Source organism: Kiritimatiellaceae bacterium (assembly GCA_013141415.1).
Classification (GTDB): Bacteria; Verrucomicrobiota; Kiritimatiellia; order Kiritimatiellales; family Tichowtungiaceae; genus Tichowtungia.
On the sequence record JABFQY010000005.1, the window covers coordinates 338,497 to 362,496 of the forward strand.

Here is a 24,000-nt window from a genome sequence, read left to right on the forward strand (position 1 = left end):
TGAGTTCATCGAAGGGTGGGCGCGGTAATGAAACCGAAGTCCGTAGTCAGCGCACGCAGATTGCTTCTTCCAATGGTTGGACGGCTCGGATTCAGTCCGCCGTAATCAGTTAAAGAAAATATATAGGCCGATCATTACAGCGATGAGGGATCCCCATATCCATTTTACATTCCGTTGTATCGGTCCGGCGGCGCGATAGGTTTCGATGAGTGAGGGCAGGGGGCTGACTTCGCCCGGCTTACGAGTGACGAGGGATACGATCACCATGAAAACGCAGAGACCCGCGAAGAGGAAGAAGGAGAGTAACAGAAAGTGCGGCCAGAATTCTTTATTGGGCCAGTTCAGGAGATAACAAACACCGGTTCCTAGACTCACGGCGGTTCCAATGGTCAATACGGCGTTAGCCGCTTTGGCCGTGGCCCGTTTCCACAGCACGCCGACGGCAAAGACGGCGCTTAGCGGCGGAGCAAGAAAGCCTAGAATTGCTTGGAACAGGCTGAATAGATCGAGACCGCTCAGCTTGGCGATAGCCAGTGCGAGGAAGATTGAAATTAAAGAGCCGACTACCGTAACAATCCGACCGACCTGAATGGTTTCTTGTGTCGAGGCTTCGGGGCGGAACCGTTTTTGATAGATATCGAGGGTAAAGACGGTGCTAAGTGCATTGAGTGCCGAGGCGATGGTGCTGACCAGTGCGGCAATCAGTACGGTCATAATCAGGCCGATCAGCCCGTGCGGAAGCAATTGGCTGACCATGGTCATATAGGCTTCGTCTGGATTTGCAAGGTTTGGAAAAATAATCAGGCAGATGATGCCAGGCAGGAAAAAGAGAACCGCATCGAGGATCTTCAGCCCGCCGCAGAAAGAGGTTCCAAGCCGTCCGCTTTGCAGGTTTTTCGCGCCTAGAACGGATTGTACCATCGACTGGTCGGTGCACCAGAACCAGATGCCGAGCACCGGATAGCCCAGCAGAATGGCGTGCCACGGGTAGTTGGCGTCGTTGGACGGAAGTAGCAGCTTCCAGTAGCCCTCTGGAACGCCTTGATAAATGGCGACGATTCCGCCGGCTTTAACGACACCGAAGGCGACTAGAATCAGGGAAGCAATAATCAGCAGTGACATCTGAAAGACGTTTGTATTTGCAACGGTTTTTAGTCCGCCGGCTAAGGTGAAGAAGGCGGAAAAAATCACTAGAGCGGTGATGGAAAGCCAAAGCGGCCAGTTCATAATCTGGGTGACAAGAATGCCGCCAGCATAAAGCGTCATGCCGAGCCATGAGACAAGGATGGTGATGATCGAATACCAAGCCAGCAGTTCGCGTGAGCGCTGATTGAAGCGCTTGCCGATAAATTCGGGCAGGGTGCTGGTTTTGGCTTGCAGGTAAAAAGGGGCAAAAATAAAGGCCAGCAGGAAAAGGAATACAAAAGCGTACCATGAAAAATTGGCGGCAACGATGCCGGTGGTGTAGCCGATGCTGCACGAGGCAATCAGCATGGATGGGCCGACGTTGGTACCCCACATGGTCAAGCCGATGCTGGTCGCACCGAGCGAGTGTTGTGCCAGAAAAAGGTTTTCACCATGCTTCTGTCGCAGACTAACCCATGCGCCGATGGCACACATAATTAGCAAATAAACTACAATAACCGCCAGATCAAGTCCGTTGAGAAGTTTATAAATTTCCATAAATTTGAATCTCCATTATGCTTTATCAAGAGGTACCAGTTATTTACCTGTTTTGTCAAAATTATTAATATTAATATTGTACCTGTAAGGTCAGGGGCCTATACTGGCACTACGTTTAGATAAATTTTTTGAAAAGGTGGGCCGGATGAGACCGACGGTGAAGGGAAAATACTTGTTTAGAGGGCTGAGTCGGATGCTTTTGTTTGCGATAACTGCCGCAGTTTGCGGGAGATCGCCAGCAGAGGCCTTAAAATCTTCGGAATTACAAAGCGGGTCGCGGGATTACGGGGTGATCTTCTGGCGCGACGGAATCCGTGGAACGGATGAGCAGGGTCGCCGTCTGCTCTGTATCCAGACCGGCTTTTACGGGGCGGAATTTGATGTGGAAAAGGCCTCGATGATTCGTCTGGGGGCCATTCGCAATGCGCCGGATTATGAAACGGCTGTTGCCGGATTCAATAAGCTGATGGACGCGGTTCCGGCGTCTTCATCGCAATTAACGATCGAGGCCGGCGGGCAGATATATCATTGCTCGCGCGGCGCGGAACCTTGGATTGTTCGGAAAGAACCCGTTCAGAACTATTGGGTGATTGAGCAGGAGCCGGGGCGAAAGCTGCTGGACGACCAGCGTACCGCCAACAAGACGACGAATATGCGGTTGAGAGAATATGGCCGTTACCGGCAGAATTTTGAAATCGACCGCCTTATTTTTAAAAACGAGAAGGGCGAACTGCTTCCGATCCGTGTTCGGCTTTTGGTCGAAAGCTGGCCCGATCTGCTGAAACTTTCGCTGGAAATCGTACCGAATGAGTCCCTGACGGGTGCCATGGCTCAGATTTCCATTGATGGCCTGAAGAAGGCTGAAGTCCGCACCGAAAAAGCGGAATGGAAAGCGGGGGTTCGTCAGACCGTTGCGCTGGTAATTCCCTTCACTGAGGCGATGGCTTCCGGCGGTACGGACGTGCAGGTGACCGACCGGATGACCGGCAAAAAGGTGCCTGTTTGCTATGACGCCGCTTTAGATGCATGGAAGGTTCAGCTGAACAACCATACTTATAAACCCGCTGTGCTGAATAATCTGGATCGATACGACATACACCTGAGCAATCCGACGGATCGCGAGCGCGTGTTCCGAATTCTTTTTGCGAATGAAATGGGCTGGCATGAGCGCAATTTGCCTCCGGCTGAGCAGGGACTGCGCGATTGTGCCGGCGTTATGGGCGCCCAGATGATTTTGAGAGATGAGAAGGGGAATCCTCTCGGGCTTCCGCTACAGGTTGCTCATAATTGGCCAACGATCAAACAAACCCGAAAAGCAACGCCGGATATGCAGCCGTGGCTGGATCTGGATACGTGGGATTATAACTCCTGGCTGCGCTACACAGCGGTCGGGCGTATTCCGGCGAAAAGTGAATGGGCCGGACGGGCTGATATGACCCACGCTCTGTGGGGCGGGGTGCCGCAGGCCAGTTATTATTTCCTCACCTTGATCGGCTGGGGCTATTACACAGATTGGGACGTGGCCATTCAGGGAAACTGGGGCGAGAGCGTTTGCTATGCGATCGGCGGCTATGCCGACTCTGACATCACCGATATGCGCCCGCTCTACGTCCGCTCCTACGACTCTCATCGTGCGGTCCCGTTCGAATGGACCCCGAATCAGGGCGGCGGAAATTTCCTGCATTATAAAGTTAACGGAGAAAAACAGTATCTGGTGACCCGGCGCTATACGCCTGTTCCCGGCCCATGTCTTACCCGTACCGGGTTTTACGGTCTGACCGAAGACCGTAAAATTGAGTTTCGGATTACGGCTGAACATCCGCGAACCGACGACATCAACCGTTCCTATTACCGGTTGCAGTACAAAGTGCTTGAAGACACTGAATTCGATCAGCTTGCCTTTTTTCAGTACGGTAGCCCGACCTACAATTTTTTCAACCCCAAGGCTGTGGCATGGGGCAGCCGGAATGGGCTGGAATTTGAGAAGGAGTATCCATTAGAAGGCCGGGTGGAATATGTTGAGCGCGGCATTCCGTTCCAAGGCGATGCGCCTTGGTGGTTTTCTATGCATCGTTCGGATAAAGAGGAAGGACGCGGCGATCAGGGGTCACTCGGTCAGGCCAGCCGGGGGCTGGTGGTTCGTTCATGGAATGCAGTGCTCGGCGGAGAGCGGGTTGAAAAACCTCACCTGTCTTTCATGGGAACGAACCACCGCTATCCCGGACTGCTGGCGGAAATCTCGCCGCCTCCGGAACTGAAGAGTTTGAAAAAAGGCGATTATGTCGATATGCAGATCGAAGTGTTCCTTGTTCCGAAAATCCCGGGAAGTTATCTGGGAACCAACAAAGCGCTCAAAGAATCGTTGCCGGAAACGGCTGACACATGGAAAGCGGCGTACCGGCAGGCCAAAGGCAACGATCTTCAGTTGAATGTGACGCACGGAACCTTGCAACGCGCGTTGCCGGTTGAAATTGCGGTCGGGGCCGACGGAGCAGCCATGGTGGAAGTAACCGGCGGCATGGCGTATGTTCCGTTTACTTTCACAAGAGCTCCATCAGCCTCTGCGCCATCGCTGGTTGAGTTGAGAAGCGGCGTTTCTATTCCGGTGGATCAGTCTGACCACGGGAACGATTTCTGGCAGGCGGAGCGCGATTCTTCAACTGGGCTTTACCGGATTACCTATAACCTGAATCTCGACACGCCCAAAGATCAGCCGCAGACGCGGCGGTTCCGCTTTGAATCCGAAACAAAAAAAGAGAAGTAAAATGAGTTTTTCTAAACAACATCACGGAAAGCGAACGAGATGAAAAACGAACCATGTCCTCCTATTGATGAGTCAACAACCCCTCTCCGGGGAATGAACCGCCTCGCTGTGTCGCATTGGTTCGTCGCGTTATTCTGCGGGATTATTCTTTCGACCGGAATCGCTCGGGAAATAGTCCGGCAGGGCAGACCAAACCTTAATTGGGCCGCAGAAATCAAGGAGGCCGAACAGCAGGGCGCCCTCATGGCAAAAAGATCGCCGGAGCAAGTTTCGGTGGTCGGCGAAAAACTGAGTGCCTATAACAGAAACATCGCCAACTGCCGGTTGCTGGCAGAATTTTCTCAGGATGAACAAAATAAGATCATCGACCCCGTTCTAAAGGAGCTCATCGGCAAATCGGCCAAATACGAGAAGAGTAAGTTTGCCTTCAAAGAGTACGGTACGGTAACCGCCTTATTTATCGGGGCGTTCTCGGTGGTTCTCACGGCCTCTGTTTCATGGCTGCTTCTGTGGCCGTTGGTTCAGCTGGTCAGGGTCAAATTCTGATTAATCGTCATATTATCAGTCAGCAAGGACATACATGAAAATATCTGTTCCCGGAAAAATAAAAGCGCGTCAAATGGTGGCGTTTGCCAATGGCAGATTCACCGAAGCGCTCATACAAAATACGATTCAGGTTCTGGCTTTGCCCATTTACAGCATCGGTCTTGGGGTAAACCCGGGGTTGGTCGGTTTGGCAATAAGTCTGCCCAGACTCTGGGAGGCTTTTACGGATCCGTATATAGGATACTTGTCTGACAACTTCCGAAGTAAGTATGGCAGGCGCAAGCCGTTCATGGTTGTCGGAGTTATTCTGGCCGGGTTGTTTTACGCGCTGCTCTGGTCGCCCCCGGCCGGTATGGGCAGCACAGTTGTTTTTCTATACTTCCTGATCATCTCGTTGGCGTTCTACACGGCGGCTGCGGTTTATCTGGTGCCGTATTATGCTCTGGGGAATGAACTGACCTCTGACCCGCAGCTGCGCGCCAAGCTGATGACTTTTTGCGCGGTTTTTATTTCCGTGGCCGGACTGATGACGCCATGGGCGTATAGTTTGAGTTTTATACCTTATTTCGGCGTTAACGAAATCGAGGGCGTGAGGGTCATCGGTATCATTGGAGGAACGCTGATCATCATCACAGGTATGCTGCCCTGCCTGATGTGCAAGGAACAGGTGACGGCCCAGACACAGCCGAAGTTCCATTTCATGTCGGCACTGAAAAATGCCTTCAAGACGCGGCCGTTCGTCATTCTTTGCAGCGTTTATATTTTGGGCCTTTTCGGCATCTTGCTGGTGAGCCCTCTGGCCTTCTATGTGGGAACCTATTACATGTTTGATGGCGATAAGGCGGCGATGTCAAAACTTTACGGCTGGCTGGGCTCAAGCTGGGCGCTGACGTCGATACTTTCATCTCCTTTTATTTACTGGCTCATAAAACGGTTTGAGAAAAAAGCTGTCCTGATCGCTTCACTGGTTCTTGTGCTGATCGGGCAGGCGAGTCAGTGGTGGCTGTTCACACCGAGCAATCCCTACCTCTCCATCATATCGTTTGTGCTGTCCTCGCCCGGAATTATATCGTTGCACATCATCATATACTCCTGGCTGGCGGATGTGTGCGATTACGACTACTTGCAAAGCGGACTGAGACGGGAAGGTCTCTTCAGCGCGGTCTATGGTCTGGTTGTAAAATCCGCATTCGCACTGGCGATCTTCTGCAGTGGAATCATCATTTCGATCGCAGGGGTGAACACCGGACAGGATGCGATCCAATCTCCTGAGGTGATTTTGCGGCTTCGTCTGCTGTTCTCCATCGTGCCGCCCGTTGTGATCGTGATCGCCATTGCAGTTGCGATTGGATATCCGCTGACCAAGAAACGAATGGCTGAGATTCAGCAGACTTTAGAGCAGAGAGAATCTGCTTCGGTTTAAATTCACAGCACAAAGAGAATGTTAATTAAGGATTAGAATGCAAGAGACATGTGAAGAAGTTGTTTTTTCTGAGTTCTGTAAAAAGATTCAGCCCTGCGGGCGGATTCTTGAGCAGGATGGCTGGAATGTATGGTGCTGTTCGCCGATCTATGGTGAAGACGGCCGGGTGCATGTGTTCTATTCCCGCTGGCGCAACGATTTTAATTTCTGGGTGGCCGATTGCGAAATCGGGCACGCGGTGGCCGACCGGCCTGAAGGGCCTTATACGCATGTTGACACCGCCTTAAGTGGACGCGGCGGAACCGCTTGGGATTCGTGGAGCGTCCACAACCCGACCATTCATAAAGTCGGTGATCGGTATGCGTTGCTTTACATGGGAAGCGACGGTTCCGGACTGGATATCACGAAGGAAGATTTGCCCGGTATGGACTGGGACACGTATCAGCCGTACTTCATGCGGCTGGTGGAAAGTAAACGGATTGGGCTGGCCGTGTCCGACAGTCTCGATGGGCCCTGGACGAGGATCAGCGATGAAAAACCGCTGTTGGAGCCATCGCCCGAAACGGCTTGGGATGACATGCTCACCACGAATCCGGCGTTACTGCAACTTCCCGACGGAACGTTCCGGCTTTATTACAAATCGATCGACTGGAAATCATGGAGAGAAATTTTCGGCATTCGCCGTTTCGGCACGGCATCAGCAAAGCGGCTTGAAGGGCCTTATGTGAAATATAAGGGCAATCCGGTTTTGACGTTTGAGCACCTCAAGCCGCGCTTCATCGCCAATGGTACTGTTGCGGTGTCCAAGGAGAAGGAATATGAATTTGAAACCGCGCAGGTGGAGGATGCTTACGTCTGGCAGGAAAATGGAACCTTTCGTATGATTTGCCGCGACATGGGGTTCTTCAACCACGAGTACGGCCTCTACCTCGAGTCAGACGACGGGCTGAATTGGACAGGGGCTCCTCAGGTGGCGTATCGCGATGCCGCATTTTACTTTGATGAAAAAATGCCGGGACTGGCGCGCGAGGGACGATTTGAGCGGCCTCAGGTGTTGATGAAAGACGGGCGTCCCGCCTATCTGTTCTGCGCCTGGCGCGGTGGAAAATATCGCACGTCGTCCGGTGTGGTGCTTAAAATTAAATGAACTAAGGTATAACACGCTATGAAAAACAGATCCTTGAACTTCTGTCTGACGAGCCTGCCGACAATCGCGATGCTGGCGGGATCCGCCGTTGCCGCTGAACAGCCGAACATCGTATTCATCCTTACCGATGACCTGGGCTATGGCAGCGTGGGTTGCTATGGTGCCGACAAATCGCTGGTGCGCACACCGAACATTGACCGGCTGGCCGCAGAGGGAATCCGCTTTACGGATGCTCAGGTTCCGGCAACGGTCTGTAGCGCTTCTCGATATAGTCTGTTGACGGGCCGTCACTGCTGGCGCACGCCGGAAAATCACGGTGTGCTTGGAGTCTATGCGCCGTTGCTGATCGAAACCAACCGGATGAACATGGCATCCCTGTTGAAACAGCAGGGCTATGCTACGGCGGCGATCGGTAAGTGGCATCAGGGGTACGGCCTTCCGCCGAGGACTGATTTCAGAGAACCTCTAGTGCCCGGGCCGTTACAGGTCGGGTTCGATTACCATTTCGGTGTCGCCGCCAATCATGGCGATGAAACCGGTGTTTATATTGAAAATGAAGGCGTCTGGGGCTTGCGATCCAAAACATTAACGCCGCGACCGGGCTGCTTTTACAGACCGTATACCTATCTCGGGTTGGATGCTCCGCAGCGCAAGGATGACGAAGCGATGGACTTCCTGACCGGCAAGGCGATTTCCTGGATGGAACAACAGCCCAAGGGGAAGCCGTTTTTTCTCTATTTCCCCATGCTGGCGGTGCATGAACCCATCACACCGTCAAAAGAATCCAGCGGAACCAGCGCCGCAGGTCCGTATGGTGATTTTATTCATGATATCGATCTTTCTGTCGGACGCATCCTGAAGGCGCTGGAAAAGCTTGGCGTATTGGATAATACACTGGTTATTTTCACATCCGACAATGGCGGATCGTATCCGGACTACGGCCCGAATAAAGTGATCCAGCAGGCGGCCGATGCCGGTTTGAAAATCAACGGCCCGCTTCGGTGGCGCAAGCTGAGTATTTTTGAAGGCGGCAGCCGCGTTCCGTTTGTCGCGCGCTGGCCCGGACGGATTCCGGCCGGTAAGGTCAGCGATGAAACAATCAATCTGATCGATATGACCGCCACCTTTGCAGAACTGACGGGTGTAGCGCTCGCACCGGATGCCGCTCAGGACAGCATTAGTGTGAAGGGGGCTCTACTGGGCGGCACGAGTAGCCGGACTGAAACCTCCGCAATGATCACGCACAGCACAGACGGAAATTTTGCGCTCCGTCAGGGCCAGTGGAAATATATTGAGGGTAAACCGGCCTATCCATGGCCCGGGAAACTGGCCATGTTTGAAGAGGGTAAATCTTCCCAATTATACGACCTGCAGAATGATATTGGAGAAACAACAAACCTGCTTAGTCAGTATCCGGAAAAAGTGCGGGCAATGCAGGCGGAGATCGCCCGGCAGAGGGATCAGGGATTCAGTCGTCCCAGTGCTTTGCCATATGACCGCAACGATTCCCCTAAAATCGCGCCGACCGCCGCCGTTCCGGCGAAACCGACTGCAAAACTGGCCGCAAAACCGCCGCCTCGTGAGCAGACGTTTATGCAGCTGGATCGGGATGGTAGCGGAACATTGAGCCCGGATGAGTTTCTTCCGGCCTGTCCGCTCAAAGGAGATGCCGGCAAAGAAAGATTCCGGGATCTGGATCGCAATGGAGACGGATATCTGTCGAAAGACGAGTTCATTAATGCCGGGAAATGATTTATAAACCTGGACGAGAAAACGGAAGCCAGAGAAAGGATCAGGAAATGAAAAAGTTAATCAGTATGCTGCTGCTATTCGGAATGGGGTCGTCAAGCTGGGCGGCGGTAGTGACGTACACACGTGTTGCGACAGGGAGTTGGACGAATCTGGCGCAATGGAAAGATAATGCCACGGGGTCATTTGTTTTCTCAACCGTTCTGCCGGGAGCGGCGGATCTTGTAGTTATAAATAATAATCTTAGCTTGACGGCGAATGCCGATGCGACCGTTGGAACTCTGCAAGTCGTGAATAATGCAACCGCCGGCACGTTGACTATGAACAGTGCAAATACGCTGAGCGCAGGTGTGCTTCAGGTCGGTGTTACTTCTACAGGGACTGGTATCGTGAATCAGACGGCGGGAACTATTTCGGCCATCACAACGACCGTAGGCCGTGCGACGGGAAATGTTGGCACCTATAATCTGTCCGGAGGGAAGCTGGATGTGAAGTCGACGCTGACAGTCAGTGCGACGGGGCTTGTGGATGTGAAAGGTGGCACACTAAGCCTTTCGGGAGGCGGTACTCACACTATCAGTGGAGTCGGTACGATTAAGCTGTCCTCCGGTTTGTTTGAGATCGATGCGTCGATGGCAAACACCAACGTATTGAACTTCACGCCCGGCCTCTTTGACGTGAGCGGCGGAACTAATAATTTGGATGCTGTGGTGCGGGTGGGAAGTTTAACCGCCCAAACGGAATTCAGGGTGGTGGGGGACGCTGCCACGATCAATATTTCCAAGTTGCAACAGGCGTCTTCTGTCACAACCAATGGTGTTTTTCATTTCATCTTCAATGCAACCGGCATCAGCACCATCAATTCCAGTATCTTCCAAACTATGGACGGGGCAAAGATTGTGGTGGACGGCTCGGCCTACACCGGCCCCGACGGGACGTTCACCCTGTTTGATTCGCCGAATCTGTCGAGCCTTGTAGATACGAACAACATCACGATTACCGGGTTTGGCAGTAAAACTGTTTCTATTGTGCAGGATCAAAGCGCTGGCAAAGACTGGGTGCAGCTGGTGGTCGTTTCTCCGGTTAGATCCCTTTCGCTTGTCATTATCCAATAGTTTTCAAAGAGACCGTTTAGATGTCTGTGGCGCCAGTCGATGGCTGGCGCTGATTTGGGAGTCGAAGCGTGAAACGCAAAAGGTTACTCACAACAACAGTAGTGGGGTCAGCAGGGCTGGCGCTGCTGAATCCGCAGGTCGGCTATACGGCAGGAACTCCGGCGATCCGGCCCAATATCATTGTCGTTGTGATGGATGATTTCGGTCTCGGTCAGTGCGAGGCGTACAGCCGCACGCTGGGGGCGGGCGATATGGATCCGCATCTGGTCGAACTGGTCACCGGCGGACATCGTAATTTTAAGCAGCACGATCCGTCCGAAGGGTTGCAAGCGTCACGTCAGGCTATGCCTTTTTTGACAGGGCTGGCCGATGCCGGCGTGCGTTTTAATAACGCCTACTCGGCCTCTTCGCTCTGTGCTCCGTCGCGGCAGGCGCTTCTTTCCAGCCGTTACCCGCAACGCTGGGGAGTGTACAACAACGCCGCCGCCGATGAAACCGGCGTGCCGCTTGATCAGCGCTGTCTGCCCGAATTGCTCCACGAAGCCGGTTACGCTACCGCCGCTATTGGCAAATGGCATGTGGCAAGGGTCGATGATTCGTTGCGCGACAAGGTACTTGATGCCGAAGGATGGAAGGGTTCGCGCCACTGGATGCAACTGCGCAAGGCCAGTCCCGCGATGTACAAAAAAGCGATTGCTGAAACCGGGTATTGCGGCGCGAGCGTTTTCGCGCAGCATCCGTTGCGCCGGGGATTTGATTATTTCTTCGGCTACAACTGGTCCGGCGCCACCTATTACAAGGCCGATAACATCTGGGAAAATGACACATTTACAGGTGTGCGCCCCGACGGCGAGTACAACACCGAGCTGTTTACACAGAAGGCCGTTGATTTTCTTGATCGCACCCTGAAGGATGGAAAGCCTGCTTTTATTTATCTCGGTTATCACGCGGTGCACGGCTCGCTGAATTATAAGCCGCCGCTGAAATATCTGGAAAAATTTAACAGTAAACAGGAATGGGTGAACAGTTTCTACGGACACGTCAACGCCGTGGACGAAGGGATCCGGTCTATCTTTGAAAAGCTGAAGTCTTATGGGCAGGCGGACAACACCCTTTTCATTTTCACTACCGATAACGGAGCTTCCGGAAACTCGTACGGCGCGATTCTGCCGTTTAACGCACCGAGTAAGGGAGCCAAAGGAGAGGCCTGGCAGGGCGGGCACCGGGTGCCGATGATTGCTTCGTGGCCTGGACGCATCAAAACCGGACGGGTAGAGGAAGGACTGGTTTCTCTGATGGATATTATGCCGACAGCAGTCGAGGCCTCCGGGGCCCCTGTTCCGGCGGGGCTGGATGGACGCAGTCTGCTGCCGTTGCTGAACGGACGCGAAAAAGGGCCGGTGCATGACACGCTCTTTTTCTTCGGCATCCATTCGACCATCTGGAGTTTCCCTGACGATCATTATAACGAAGGCGACGAGCGGCAGGCGCCTCTTTTTGCCGCCGCACGGCAGGGCGACTGGCTCTACAAAGTGATCGGCTCCATTCCGCCCGGACTTTATCCGGACCTGCCGAACGGTCAGCCGAAACAGGTGCTACTTTTTAACATCAAGAATGACCCCGGCGAAAAAAATAATGTAATTGCCGGGAATCCTGAAGTTGCCGAGGCGCTGCGGAAGAAGCTGAACGGCTGGACGGCTGAAACCAAACCGCCGCTTTGGGTACTCAAAGAAAAATGGGAAGAGATCGTGCAACCGTGAACAGCAATCTGTTCGTGCGAAGCGGAGAAAATGATGAAACGAAATAATCTACTCACACCGGCGGCGATGGGCTCCGTAGGACTGGCATTGCTGAATCCGCAGACCGGCCTGACCGCGCCATCGGCTAAGCCGAATATTGTATTTATTTATGCCGATGACTGGGGGTGGGGCGATCTGTCCAGCCACGGGCATCCCTACGTGAAGACCCCGAACCTTGACCGGTTGCGCGCCGAAGGAACCGACTTCACCCAGTTCAATGTGCTCAGTCCGGTTTGTTCCCCGAGCCGGGCGGCGGTGATGACGGGACACTATCCGGCACGGTACAGCATTCACCAGCATTTTGCCTCTCCGGAGCTGAATCGCACAAACGGTATGCCGGACTGGCTGGATCCGCAGGCGGTTACAATTCCGAAACTGCTCAAACAGGCCGGATACAGCACGGCGCACTTCGGCAAATGGCATTTGACCGGCGGAGGGACTGCGGGGGCCCCGACGCCTGATGCCTACGGGTATGATGAATCGATTGTTTTCAATGGCGGTGCCGGCTGGCCTGCGGCGATTCGCGGGAACGAACACGCTACGGCAGACAATACGGCAAAGTTTATTCTGGCTAATAAAGACCGGCCGTTTTTTGTGAATGTCTGGATTCATGAAAGCCATACACCGCACACGCCGACGGCAGAATCGATGGCCGAATACAGCCATCTGGACAACCGGCAGCAGGTGTACGCCGCCGTGATTGCCGATGGCGACAAGGCGGTTGGTGCCGTGCTGGCTGCGATCAAGGCCGCCGGTGTAGAACAAAACACACTCGTTATCTTTTCCAGCGACAACGGGCCGGAGTCTCAGGGGGAATCAGAGAGTCAGAAAAAACTGGGCAGCGGATACGGCACATACTACAGCGTTGGCCAGACCGGAGGTCTGCGCGGACATAAACGCAGTTTGTTCGAGGGTGGCGTTCGCGTGCCGTTCATTGTGCGCTGGCCCGGTAAAGTCCCGGCTGGAGTGGTTAATGACAAAACCGTGGTCACCGCGGTTGATCTATTACCGACATTCTGTGCCATTGCGGGAGTCAGTCTGCCTGCCGGGTACACTCCGGACGGCGAGAATATTTTGCCGGCCCTGACGGGTCATACACCGGTGCGCAACAAGCCCGTCTTCTGGGAATGGAAAGGTCATGCTGGCGAACCGGACTGGTGGCCGCGTCTGGCGGTGCGCGACGGCGACTGGAAGCTCGTGATGACCTATGATGGCAGTCGTGTCGAATTACATCAGCTCATCAATGACCGCGCCGAGTCGAACGATGTATCGAAAGAGCACCCTGAAATCGTCAGCCGTCTGAGCAGACTGGCGCTCGACTGGAAAGCCACTTTGCCGGCGGCACCGGATCATGAGTGCATCAGTAAAGCGGCCGAGCCGGTTAACGTTGAGCAGAAAGCCCCTGCAGCGGGAAGCCCGGCTGCCGCTAAACAGACCGATCGTACCAAAGCCTTCGAGAGGATGGACAAGGATAAGAGTCAGGATCTGACCCTCGACGAGTACGTATCCGGACTGAAAGGGGAGGCTAATCTTGAGGCCCGCTTCAAAAACTTTGATAAGGATGGTGACAGCAAACTGACGCGCAAAGAGTTCGTTACGCCGGGCGCGAAGTAATTGCTGAGGAAACGCTCATGCGATGAAAATCCACGTCAAAAAAACCGCTGTAATCACGCTGACCGTTGCGGCGTTCTTGCTCATGACGGAGCGGGCCGGGGCGGCCGACGGCACGTGGATGAATACGGTCAGCGGCGGTTTGTGGAGCGCGAGTAACAACTGGAGCGGCGGTGTGGTTGCCGACGGCTCCGCGTTCACGGCCGATTTCAGTACGATTGACATTACCGCAACCCATACCATTTATCTGGATAGCGCCCGCACGATCGGCAAGTTGATTTTTGGCGACACGGCCACGGGGACAGCTGGCAGCTGGATTCTGGACAACAACGGCACGGCGGCAAATATTCTAACCCTCGCCGGAGGCACCCCCGCGATTACCGTGAATGCATTGGGTGCGGGCAAGAGCGCAACGATCAGCGCGAAGCTTGCCGGTTCGGCAGGGTTTGTCAAAGACGGTTCCGGCACACTGATCCTGACCACCAACAGCACCTGCACGGGGAACATAGTGATCGGCAACGGTGTGCTGAATCTCTCTTCGGGAAGCAGCAACTTTCCAACGGTGCTTGCCAGTACAAATATCACGGTCGAGAGCGGCGGCACGCTGGCGATCACCGGCGGGAATATGCTCGGCGCTACGATGGCCGATAACTGTCAGCTCAACGTGCAAAACGGCGGAACGCTTCAACTGGACAAGATTTTAATTGCCAAGTATGCGCAGTTCGACACGGGGGCTTTGGTTTCGGGCGCGAACCTTATGTATTTTAACGCCACCAACTCTACGGTGAGTAATCTCCTGACCATCGGGTCGGTGGATTTCCCCGGCGCAGGTGTGATTCTGCGTCCGGATGGCGGGGCGGCTGACCCAACGCAGACGCTCAGGTTTGACGGCACCGGCGCCGGGGCCTCGATCAATACGCTTTATTTGCAAGCCGGCGTAAACACGGCATCGACCGGCATCCACAATTACATCATGGACATCGCCGACAGTGCCGCCGCCGTCAATGATTTGGCGGTCACAACGCTGAATACGGCGGGCAACAATACGAACGGCGAGACGCGCATCATAACCAAGCAAGGGGCGGGCACCCTGCGGGTCAGTAATGACGTGGGTTCCAGCCCCGGAAATTTCAATCTGAACGTCAACGAAGGGACGATGATCTTCGGCGGCACCGCGAACTTTAAGAGTATGGCCGTAGGCGCCTCCGGTACGCTCCAGTTTGACAATACGGATAGTTTCACTGTCGCCGGTGTTATCAGCGGAAGCGGGGCGGTGATCAAGTCGGGTGCCGGCATGCTGACGTTGACCGGTACAAATACGTTCACCGGTGCGACGATAATCAATAACGGCACGCTGACGGGCGTGACCGGCGGCGGAAGCTCCAGCGGCGCTGTTTTTGTGGCGGCCACGTCCGGCAATTCGGCCACACTAAACATTGTGGTCACGGACACCGCGAAGCCGTGGACGTGTGCGGGCCTGACCGTCACCAATGCTGGCGGCAGCTCCAGTTTAAATTTCGACTTCGGCACGCAGGTTCCCGACGGCACCGTAGCGCCGTTGAAGGTTACTGGCGCCGCCACCTTTACCACGCCGCCGACTGTAACGGTTGAGCTGGGCGGCTCCGTCGGCCCCGTAGGTACACGATACCCGCTGATGACATGGGGCAGCGGAAACGTTGCGGCCCCTGCAACCGTGACGTTGATTAAGGACGGCATCATCGCCGCCGCGCATTTGACGGTATCGGGCAGCACGCTGTATCTGGTGATGGACGCGCCACTCAACCACACGCTGCCTGCACGGGCCTTTGCCAACGCCAAAGATTACGGGTTTACGTGGTGGATCAATGATGTTCGCGTATCGTCCAACGTGTGGCGGATCAAAACGAGTCGCTATGCCATGTCTTTCGCGTATCGCGACCTGAACCTCACCACCATTTTCCCTCTTCTGGTCTCTGTTCCTGAATCTGCCGCTTTGGTTGAAAGCGAGCTTCAGAGTTTTCCAGCATCCGTTCCTGTTTCCGGCAGTTCCTGTACGCTGATTTCTTCAGGTGTTACCAACACGCTGGCCGCCTGCTCGACGAACGCTGTCAATAACGCGCAATTCATCGAGGCGGGCAAGTTCTTCCAGCACCGCTGGGATAAAATAAAAACGACGGCCGGGCCGACCGGTCTCAACACGAACCAAAGCGGGGTGGATATCTGCGCATGGCCTGATCGCGTCTCGATGGTTTACCGTGTCGTGCCGACGAATTCCATCAGTTCCGGCGGTCTCGATTACCGGCTTAATTTGAGTGCTCTTTACAGTAACCGGGTCACGAGCGGATCAGCGCAGGGTTTAATGGCCGCCAACGGCAGCGGGTATATCGTTTTCAAAAGTGCCGGGAGCAGCTCAATCGCCGTGAATCCCACCAATGCCGTCATAACCGTTCATACCGATGGCGGCATCTGGAACGCAGGTGAAGAACGTTCTGTCGGGTTGATCATTTATCCCGTAACCAATGTGGCCGAAGCCATCGCAGAGACGGATGCCTTGGAAAATATTCCACTGGGGTTGACCGCTGATCAGATCGCTCCCGTGATGGAACCCAATCTGGCTGGGTATGATGCGGATCGCGGCTGTTATGTTATCAATATAAAAAACTACACAGGGTGGGATGATAACCGGTTTGAGCGCACGGTGATTACTCTGACCAATGCGACCTCCAGCGACCAGGTGGTACGGCTGGATTTTGCCAAGACAAACGGGCTGTGGCCGGGGGCGGTCGGCACCGTGGTAATCCTCCGGGATTTGAATGGGAACCCTGTTGGGATTCCTGTTCAGCTCTCAAAAAACTGGCATCATGCGACAGAAGACCGCTGGATCGGCCCTTGGTTTCACGGGCTGACCATGCTTACTGTGCCTGCGAACACGGCGCTCAGTTTCGAGGCCGATGTGGTGACACAGAACTATGGCGGCATTCCGGCGGCCAGCCACGCGCAGCTTTGTCTTGTGGGCTATGCAGGCAACAACCAGCAATGGGATGAAGCTGCTATCGGATGCTGGAACGAAAGCCTTTGCTATGACCCGAATAGAAATTCGATTGGCACGGATTCGCGTCCTCTGCACCTTCTCGGCATAAACGGGGAGACGAACCGGTGGACGGGTGGAAACTTCGGCGGATGTGACTTTTTAAATTACACCAATAGCGCCGGTGTCCGGCAATATCACAGCCGCATTCGCACCCAGTATAAGCATTACGGCCCGAACCTGACCGACGTTATCTTCGCCGGAAAAACCGCCGACTCCAGCATCGAGTTCACTTATAGCGCCGGTCTCTACCGATCAAGCGACTATACGCGAGGGCTTCATCGCATCCGGTATGATGTCACGGCCAATACGGGCTTTAAGCGCATGGTATTTTTTCAGATGGGAGCCGACAGCTACAATTTCAATTCCGGTACCAACATGGCTTACGGCTACGGGAACCAGATCGCGCCTGTTCTCCAATGGACCAATATCAACCAGACCATACCCATTCAGTTGACCAATTCAACGCCTTGGTTTTCAACCATCGACGGCTTCACGGCCCAGAAAGTTGACGACGGCGTCACAAATTATTATCGCGCCGCCAACCGGGGATTCATCATTCGTTCATGGAAAGCCAGAATCAACGGTCAGGACAATGTGAAGCCGTATTTTGTCTCCAGCGGAAATTGCGTTAACCTCGTTCCGCCCGCTGGCGTTTCCAACCTGCTTGCCGGTGACTATGTGGAGGCCGAGATCGAGCGAGTTTACCTGCCAAAAAATGCGGGTGATTACTACGGAAGCGACGCCAATCTGGTCGCAGCCATGGCGAGTTATGACAACACGCATAGCCTGGTTGCGCGCGAAGCGATCGGCAACAATTTGGCGGTGACGGTTCAGGCGGGCACGCTGACACAGACCTACCCGCTGGCAATCGGAGTGACCAACGACTACGCGCAATTTTCGGTGACCGGTGGGATCGGGTATGTGCCGGTGACGTTTTCCGGATTGTCTGCGTATCAAAATCCGATGCTCGAAGAGCGGATCGGCACGGATTGGGCGGTGGTGGATCAGGCGGTTCACGGCAATGACTTCTGGCAGACCGACTATAACAGCACGAACCTCAGCTGGGAGATCACCTACAACCTTCCGCTGGGCAGCGCCGATTATCAGGATATTTCCGATCTTCGGACGAACGCCGTGACACGCACCTTCCGTTTCCGGAGTCTGAGTGATGTCACCACCGGACCCTTCGAGCTTTGGATTAACTTGTTCTCCGGCATTCCCGTCGTTGATCGCACGGCCGCAGCCGATCCGGACGGCGACGGGCGGAACAATCTGGAAGAATTCATCGCCGGAACCGATCCCAACGTGTTCGACTTTTCGGGATCCGATCTGAGCGGACTCACCATCACAAATGCTTCGGCAAAAATTCTCGTAAACTTTACCGCCCATGCCGCGACCGGCAACGGCTACGCGGGGCTGACCCGCTGGTTCGATTTGCTCAACTCACTCAACCTTGCCGCCGGCCAGTGGTCGGGAGTGTCCGGTTACACCGGTATCGCCGGAGGAAACCAGGCGGTCACGCACACCAATGCGGCCGCTACGAACGCAGCTTTCTATAAACTTCAGATTCATCTCCAATGAAAGGTCTCCAACGATGCATATAAACAGGATCACGTTCGCCGCACTTTTGCTGATGCCGCTGGCCCGCTTGCAGGCAGATGAATTTTCCGCACAGCGCGAACAGGTTCTTACGCTGGGTAAACTCACCAACGCGCCCGCAATGCACATGGCCGATGGCTTTGCATCAACGGCTGATTTGAAGGCGATTTATTATGATGCGCTGGATTGGAAAGGTTCGCCGACCAAAGTATTTGCCTGGTTGGGTCTTCCGGAAAACCGCTCCGGCAAAGTGCCCGGCATTGTGCTGGTGCATGGCGGCGGCGGAACGGCTTACAAGGCCTGGGTGACGAACTGGACGGCCCGCGGTTTTGCCGCCATCAGCATTGCGGTCGAAGGTCAGACCGATGTGCTGGTCAGCGCGCCGAACAACTGGCAGCAAACCGCATGGCCCGGCCCGAAGCGCATCGGCATCTATGCAGACTCATCTGAACCGTTGGCCGAACAGTGGATGTATCATGCCGTCGCGGATACCGTGCTGGCCAACTCACTGCTGCGCTCCCTGCCGGAAGTGGATGCGGATAAAGTCGGTGTGATGGGCGTTTCCTGGGGCGGTGTCATCACCAGTACCGCTATGGGCATAGACGACCGCTTTGCCTTCGCCATTCCGACGTATGGCTGCGGACATCTGTTCGATTCGGATAACCAATACGGACGGGCGTTGGGCAACAACCATCTCTACAAGCAGGTTTGGGATCCAATGGTGCGCATGTCGCGGGCGAAAATGCCGGCGCTTTGGCTCTCGTGGCCGACCGATAAACATTTTCCGCTCGATTGTCAGGCCGCAACGTATCAGGCGGCTTCCGGCCCGCACATGGTGTCTCTCATTCCCGGGATGAACCATTCGCATCCGTCGGCCTGGAATCCGCCAGACAGTTATGCCTTCGCTGAAAGCATCGTTCGGGACGGCCAGCCGTGGTGCCGCCAGATCAGCTCGCAGATTTCTCAGGGGGTTGTTCGCGTTGAGTTTTATTCCGCCCGTACGCTGGATCGTCCGGTGCTGGTTTCAACGACGAATACCGGTTTTACAGGTTCCCGGAAATGGGTTGAGTCGCCTGCCATGATTGAACAGAACGGCAGCGTCTGGTCTGTTACCGCAACCAATCCTGCCGGAACCACCGCATGGTTTGTCAACGTGCATAATGGTAAACTCACGGTGAGTTCCGATTATCAGACAACCAAATAGATTTAAGGAGAGGGATGTCGAAGATGAATAAAAAATCAGTGTGGCGCCATGTGCTGTCCGGTGTGTTTTTAGCGGCCGGTCTTGTGTTTGCGGATTCGGCTTCGCCTTCCGCAGTTGCTCCGGTTGCTTTCAAGGTGTCGCGGATATTTGGCGACGGCATGGTTCTTCAACGGGGGCAGAAAGTTCCGGTATTCGGAACGGCTCCGGACGGGGAAACGGTTACCGTGTGTTTTGCCGGGCAGACGAAGTCGGCCACAGCCTGCGCCGGACGGTGGATGGTTTACCTCGACGATCTTTCGGCTGACCGCATTGCAAAGGATATTTCGGTCACGTGTGCCGGATCTCAGATTAGTTTCACCAACGTCGTTGTCGGGGAGGTGTGGTACGCCAGCGGTCAGTCGAATATGGGACTTCAGCTCTGGTATGCGGAGCGTCTGCCTTCGGCGAATACGGTTTTCCCGACGGCCGGTCGCCGCCTGATACGGCGGTTTGCGGTGAACCTGATGACGGATCCCGGACAGGAAGATATCGGTTCGTGGAGCGTGGTGACGGACGAAAATGCCGGAAAGATGTCCGCCGTGTGCTATTACTTTGCCGACAACCTGTCTGCGGCACTCGATGTTCCGGTCGGCATGATCGAGTGTCAGTGGGGCGGCACAAAAATCGAGTCATGGATGAATCCCGGTTTATTGACGAACAGCCCGGCATTCGCTTATGCCGCTGAAGCCCGCAACGCTAAGCAGACCCTCAGTGCGGGTGATGGCCAGCGCACGGAGCGGAACATTCCGGGAATTCTGTTTGAAAGCATGACCGCCAAAGTGATTCCGTACGGGATCAAAGGAATGCTCTGGTATCAGGGAGAGCATAATTCGAGTCAACCGCAGCTCTATCCGGCGCTGCTAGAAAATATGGTGCGCGATTTGCGGGCCCAATGGCGCGAAGGGGACTTCCCGTTTTATATCGTGCAGCTGCCGAAGTATAAAAACGGGAACTGGCCAGTCATGCGCGAGGCGCAGATGAAATCCAGTCAGATGATTTCCAATGCCGATATCGTGGTAGCGATTGATACAGGGGCTCTTGACGATAATAGAGCCGTGGATCCGATGGGTGCGGTGCATCCGCGGGATAAGCGACCGATCGGCGAGCGGCTGGCGCTGCTGGCACGGGCTAAAACGTATGGGGAAAAGATTGTTTATTCCGGCCCGCGAGTCCGTTCATGCAAGCTGAGCGGATCGCAGATGGAGATTTCATTTGATCACATCGGTGGCGGACTGACGGCGCTGGGCGCGGGGCTGCCGGGCTTTGAAGTCTGCGGGGCAGATCAGGTATTTAAGCCGGCGGCGGCTGTCATTGCGGACGACAAGGTGATTGTATCCAGCACTGAAGTTACTGCGCCGGTGGCCGTGCGCTATGCATGGAGTATGGGCCCCGACCTTTCGCTGGGTAACCGGGAAGGTCTTCCGGCGTTTCCGTTTAAAATCAGTGTGGGCAAGTAGAGACATCGCAGCCGATCTTTGGCCGTCCAAGGACTGGAAAGGAAAAAAATGAAAAAGGTAATCAGTATATTATTAGTGACGGGGTTGAGCCTGTCCAGCTGGGGGGCAGTGTATGCCCGCAAAGCGTCCGGCAACTGGTCCACTTTAACGCAATGGCAGGATAATGCCACTGGCTCTTATATTACCTCTACGGTTTTGCCGGGATCATCTGACACAGCCGTCATTAATAACAGTATGATAGTGGCGCTGAACACGGATGCGACCGTTTCTCTGTGTCAAATTGTGAATAACGCCAACAGCGGGATGTTAAACGTCAGCAGTACAAATATGCTAACGGTGTCCTCGCTTCAGGTCGGCGCTAATTCAACCGGTACCGGAACTTTGAACCAGACGGCGGGAACTGTTTTTGCGGCCACCACCACGGTAGGGCGCGCGACCGGCGCACCCGGAACCTATAATCTGACCGGCGGAACGTTCAACATGAACGGGACGCTTACCATCAACAGCACCGGCTTGTTTGATTTGAATGGAGGTGTGCTGAGCAATTCCTATAGCGGGGCGAATCGCACCATCGGCGGCACCGGAATCTTCCGAATGTCGTCGGGAGCGATCATCATAAACGGAACCCCGGCGACGAACCTGTTCATCGTGAGTGTCGCCACGTTTGATATGACCGGAGGTGAAATCGTAACGGAAAAACAATTCCAGCTGGGTACAGCGACCGCCAGCGCGGTTTTTAATCTGGGCGGAACCGGCCGCGTATTTGCAGACAGTTTTTCGGCGCTCTCCTCTTCAAAAATGAATTTTCAGGGGACAAATTCCGCCTTGTATCTGGGCGGACAGAATCAGCGCAGTGCCATCACGGCGGCGGCGGCGTCCGGGCGCATCCAGATTGACGGAACCAATGTCTTAGACTCGTCTTTCTTTGTTTACGAAAACGTCAATGTGGCAGGGAAAGACTGGACCAAGATTACGGTTTTTAATCCCACCACCGTGCAGCTTCCGCCGGTGGACGCAACCACGCTGAATGGAAAGGTTCTATGCGGATATCAGGCCTGGTTTACAGCGGCAGGCGATTACGGAAGTAATACCCGCTGGATTCACTGGGCCAGAAATCATGCAATGCCGGCCGGCACCAATCTGACGATTGAAATGTATCCGGATCTTTCTGAATACGCGGACGATGAGCTGTTCGCCACGACGATGACTAAAGGAGGTCAGCCCGCTATGCTCTATTCCGGCACACGGTATAAAACCGTCCGGCGCCATGTGCGCTGGATGCAGGAATACGGCATTGACGGGGCGTTCGTTCAGCGCTTCGTCGTTACGCAGGCCGGAGCAGACACATCGTATAAAAACCATATGCTGAACGCCCTGAAGAACTTCCAGACCGGCTGCGAAGAGTATGGCCGGGTGTTTGCGGTGATGTACGACGTGTCGGCTATGGCGGCGACCAGCAGCTGGTGGAGCGTTATAACCAACGACTGGACGATGCTGGTGGACTCCGGAATTGTCGGCAGCGACCGCTATCTGAAACACAACGGCAAGCCGGTGGTGGGGATCTGGGGTTTCGGCTTCAAGACCGATCCGCACGGGCCGGACGATCCGGCGGTCGCCCTTGCGTCGATCAACTGGTTTAAAACCGGCGCGCCGGCACAATACCGTGCCACGGTGTTCGGCGGAGTTCCGGGACAGTGGAGGACAAGAGACGGCGACTCGTTCACCGCCTCCGGGTGGACCGGCGTTTACCACGCCTTTGATGTGGTGAGTCCGTGGACCGTCGGGCGCTACAACAGCAATTCCGGAGCGGACACTTGGAAAACGAGCAGAATTGTTCCGGACATAGCGGACACTCAGTCCGCTGGAATCGGCTATTGTCCGGTTATCTGGCCCGGGTTCTCGTGGTACAACTTAAACGCCGGTCCAAAAAATGAGATTAAACGCGACGGTGGGAACTTCTATTGGCGGCAGGCTCACAATGCCATTTCGGCTGGCGCGACGAATATGATTTATATCGCGATGTTCGATGAGGTGGATGAAGCCACGGCAATTTATAAAACAGCGCCGACGGCGGCCCAGACTCCCGATCAAGGCTATTGGCTGACGCTGGATGCCGACGGATATTCGCTGCCCAGCGACTGGTATCTGCGGCTCGCTTTTGAGACCGGTCGCATGCTCCGCAAAGAAACCGCGCTTACCGCGACCCGCCCTTCAAATCCGGGGCCGTTCTCGACCGTCCACGGCACCGCTCTCTCATGGTTGAACACCCATCAGCTCATCACCGACGGGGCTGAGGTGGCGGACGCGGAAGATCCGGACGGCGACGGCTTTAAAACCTGGCAGGAATATCTGGCGGGAACCGACCCCACCAACGCAGCATCTCTTTTCCGCATGACGGGCATCAGCTTTTCCAACGGTGCGGCAGTTGTGTCGTGGTATGGAACGGCTGGCGGGTCTGCGGCCCCGTGGAGCATGTATGTCAGCACCAACTTGTCCGGAGGCTGGACCTTGGCTGCCAGCAACAGCATTCCCAGAAACCCCGTAAACGGAACCAACCGCTGGGTGGACAGCTCGGCGACGAATAAGCAAATCCGATTTTACCGTCCGGCAGTTTTCGGCCCGTAGATGGTTTAATCGTTGGAACCACATTACAGACAATAGATTACATCACAATAGACAGGGAGAACGTAGTCCGCCAAAGAAACATTTTTAAAAAACCAGTTGACCGGAAAATCGAATATTAGTATTAATAATTATCGGGCAAGGATTTTGGGCCGGATTTTTGGTGAAACAG

13 protein-coding genes are annotated in these 24,000 nt (G+C 54.7%); 12 read left to right on the top strand and 1 reads right to left on the bottom strand.

The features are described 5' to 3' along the window. Positions 1–105: 105 nt before the first annotated feature. Positions 106–1,683: a sodium/solute symporter gene (locus HOO88_08540; GenBank protein ID NOU36803.1), complete on the bottom strand. Its 1,578-nt coding sequence runs from the start codon at positions 1,681–1,683 to the stop codon at positions 106–108. Between the two features lie 289 nt (positions 1,684–1,972). On the opposite strand from HOO88_08540, the gene HOO88_08545 reads away from it, so the two are divergent. The 12 genes from HOO88_08545 (at position 1,973) to HOO88_08600 (ending at position 23,831) form a co-directional block, all read left to right on the top strand. Continuing rightward, the gene (locus HOO88_08545) at positions 1,973–4,447 is read left to right on the top strand and encodes a hypothetical protein (GenBank protein ID NOU36804.1); all 2,475 of its coding nucleotides are present in this window, start codon (positions 1,973–1,975) and stop codon (positions 4,445–4,447) included. Positions 4,448–4,486: 39 nt separating this feature from the next. Beyond that, on the top strand, positions 4,487–4,993 hold the full coding sequence (locus HOO88_08550; protein ID NOU36805.1) for a hypothetical protein: 507 nt from the start codon (positions 4,487–4,489) through the stop codon (positions 4,991–4,993). A gap of 73 nt (positions 4,994–5,066) precedes the next feature. After that, positions 5,067–6,416: an MFS transporter gene (locus HOO88_08555; protein ID NOU36806.1), complete on the top strand. Its 1,350-nt coding sequence runs from the start codon at positions 5,067–5,069 to the stop codon at positions 6,414–6,416. Between the two features lie 37 nt (positions 6,417–6,453). Continuing rightward, positions 6,454–7,563 (top strand): glycosyl hydrolase family 43, encoded by a 1,110-nt coding sequence (locus HOO88_08560; GenBank protein NOU36807.1) that lies wholly within the window; start codon positions 6,454–6,456, stop codon positions 7,561–7,563. Positions 7,564–7,581: 18 nt separating this feature from the next. Continuing rightward, the gene (locus HOO88_08565; GenBank protein ID NOU36808.1) at positions 7,582–9,315 is read left to right on the top strand and encodes a sulfatase-like hydrolase/transferase; all 1,734 of its coding nucleotides are present in this window, start codon (positions 7,582–7,584) and stop codon (positions 9,313–9,315) included. Positions 9,316–9,362: 47 nt separating this feature from the next. Further along, on the top strand, positions 9,363–10,427 hold the full coding sequence (locus HOO88_08570) for a hypothetical protein (GenBank protein ID NOU36809.1): 1,065 nt from the start codon (positions 9,363–9,365) through the stop codon (positions 10,425–10,427). A gap of 68 nt (positions 10,428–10,495) precedes the next feature. Beyond that, on the top strand, positions 10,496–12,187 hold the full coding sequence (locus HOO88_08575; protein ID NOU36810.1) for a sulfatase-like hydrolase/transferase: 1,692 nt from the start codon (positions 10,496–10,498) through the stop codon (positions 12,185–12,187). A gap of 30 nt (positions 12,188–12,217) precedes the next feature. Further along, positions 12,218–13,840, top strand: a complete 1,623-nt coding sequence (locus HOO88_08580; protein ID NOU36811.1) for a sulfatase-like hydrolase/transferase — start codon at positions 12,218–12,220, stop codon at positions 13,838–13,840. A 22-nt stretch (positions 13,841–13,862) separates the two neighbouring features. Further along, complete coding sequence (locus HOO88_08585; GenBank protein ID NOU36812.1) at positions 13,863–18,488, top strand: hypothetical protein; 4,626 nt, start codon at positions 13,863–13,865, stop codon at positions 18,486–18,488. Positions 18,489–18,501: 13 nt separating this feature from the next. After that, positions 18,502–19,710 (top strand): prolyl oligopeptidase family serine peptidase, encoded by a 1,209-nt coding sequence (locus HOO88_08590; protein ID NOU36813.1) that lies wholly within the window; start codon positions 18,502–18,504, stop codon positions 19,708–19,710. A gap of 23 nt (positions 19,711–19,733) precedes the next feature. Further along, positions 19,734–21,206, top strand: a complete 1,473-nt coding sequence (locus HOO88_08595) for a hypothetical protein (GenBank protein NOU36814.1) — start codon at positions 19,734–19,736, stop codon at positions 21,204–21,206. 48 nt (positions 21,207–21,254) lie between these two features. Next, a complete protein-coding gene (locus HOO88_08600) occupies positions 21,255–23,831 on the top strand; it encodes a hypothetical protein (GenBank protein NOU36815.1) in 2,577 nt (858 codons plus the stop codon). Positions 23,832–24,000 lie beyond the last annotated feature (169 nt).

Excerpts from the sequence above, each read along its gene's own strand:
- HOO88_08570 (NOU36809.1), top strand. The coding sequence starts at position 9,363 with ATGAAAAAGTTAATCAGTATGCTGCTGCTATTCGGAATGGGGTCGTCA.
- HOO88_08595 (NOU36814.1), top strand. The coding sequence starts at position 19,734 with ATGAATAAAAAATCAGTGTGGCGCCATGTGCTGTCCGGTGTGTTTTTA.
- HOO88_08555 (NOU36806.1), top strand. The coding sequence starts at position 5,067 with ATGGTGGCGTTTGCCAATGGCAGATTCACCGAAGCGCTCATACAAAAT.
- HOO88_08565 (NOU36808.1), top strand. The coding sequence starts at position 7,582 with ATGAAAAACAGATCCTTGAACTTCTGTCTGACGAGCCTGCCGACAATC.
- HOO88_08550 (NOU36805.1), top strand. The coding sequence starts at position 4,487 with ATGAAAAACGAACCATGTCCTCCTATTGATGAGTCAACAACCCCTCTC.
- HOO88_08600 (NOU36815.1), top strand. The coding sequence starts at position 21,255 with ATGAAAAAGGTAATCAGTATATTATTAGTGACGGGGTTGAGCCTGTCC.
- HOO88_08590 (NOU36813.1), top strand. The coding sequence starts at position 18,502 with ATGCATATAAACAGGATCACGTTCGCCGCACTTTTGCTGATGCCGCTG.
- HOO88_08580 (NOU36811.1), top strand. The coding sequence starts at position 12,218 with ATGATGAAACGAAATAATCTACTCACACCGGCGGCGATGGGCTCCGTA.
- HOO88_08585 (NOU36812.1), top strand. The coding sequence starts at position 13,863 with ATGAAAATCCACGTCAAAAAAACCGCTGTAATCACGCTGACCGTTGCG.
- HOO88_08540 (NOU36803.1), bottom strand. The coding sequence starts at position 1,683 with ATGGAAATTTATAAACTTCTCAACGGACTTGATCTGGCGGTTATTGTA.
- HOO88_08560 (NOU36807.1), top strand. The coding sequence starts at position 6,454 with ATGCAAGAGACATGTGAAGAAGTTGTTTTTTCTGAGTTCTGTAAAAAG.